2 protein-coding genes are annotated in these 1001 nt (G+C 41.5%); both read left to right on the forward strand.

Annotated elements, in window-relative coordinates; all coding sequences use genetic code 11:
* Positions 1 to 106 precede the first annotated feature (106 nt).
* Positions 107 to 319 (forward strand): hypothetical protein, encoded by a 213-nt coding sequence (locus N1032_RS23830; protein WP_259542894.1) that lies wholly within the window; start codon positions 107 to 109, stop codon positions 317 to 319.
* Positions 319 to 951, forward strand: a complete 633-nt coding sequence (locus N1032_RS23835) for a metallophosphoesterase (protein ID WP_259542895.1) — start codon at positions 319 to 321, stop codon at positions 949 to 951. The genes N1032_RS23830 and N1032_RS23835 overlap by 1 nt, the downstream gene beginning before the upstream one ends.
* The last annotated feature ends 50 nt before the right edge of the window (positions 952 to 1001 follow it).

Here is a 1001-nt window from a genome sequence, read left to right on the forward strand (position 1 = left end):
CTAATGTTATATTTTATTCTGGCATTCATTGTCGGTTTGGTAGTGGGTCGCCTTTGGGCGACTTACGCTTATGCCAAAGCCTTTAATAATTATTTTGGATAAGATTATGATTACTCCAAATGAAGAACCAATCAAGAATATTATCCGTGAAGCCTTCCTGAATCATACGAATCGTGATTCTTCTCTCAGTGAAATCTCTGAAGAATTACTGGTGAGTCGTCAGAAAGCTAAACAACTGTTCTTCGCTTTCCTATGGAACGCTGATGAAAATCTTCTGACTCGTATGACGATTGAAGATGAACCGGTGTGGGTTCCCTAATGGCTGAAGTTTACTTCCTAGGTGATACTCATTTTGGGCATCACAATATCCTGAAGTATCGTCCTGAATTTAAGACGATTAAAGAGCACGATGATTTCATCATTAACAACATCAACAAAGTGGTTACTAAACGAGATAAGCTTATCCTCACTGGGGACATTTGCTTTAATCGTGAGTCTATGGATTGTCTACGCCGTATTCGTTGTCCTGCGATTCATGTGCTACTTGGCAACCATGACGACTACAATCTCGACTTCAGGAAGGAAGTAAATGGAGTCTGTTGGGTATCTGGAGACTTTAAGTATAAAGAGTTCTGGGTATCGCACATCCCACTTCATCCTGAAGAATTGAGAGGGAAGTTCAACATTCACGCTCACATGCACAGGAGTACGCTGAAAGATAAGAAGCGCTACTTCTCTACATCGTGTGAGCAGTTGGATTATACTCCCGTTAGTTTGCAAGAAATTCGTCGCCGTATGAAGATCAAGCAACCAAAAACATCAGACTGGGAAGGTTTGGTGGACAAAGTAAAAGGAGCTTTAGGTGTCAAAAGTAAAACTGGGACGCCAATCCCAAGAGCGGTTAGCAACAATAAAACCGGAGTTAAGAAAGGTCGTCGAAAAGTCATTTGAGAAAATGCCATTCGATGTGACAGTGTTGGAAGGAATTCGTTCTCACGACC

The organism is Herbiconiux daphne (assembly GCF_024979295.1).
In the GTDB taxonomy this organism is placed as follows: Bacteria; Actinomycetota; Actinomycetes; order Actinomycetales; family Microbacteriaceae; genus Herbiconiux; species Herbiconiux daphnes.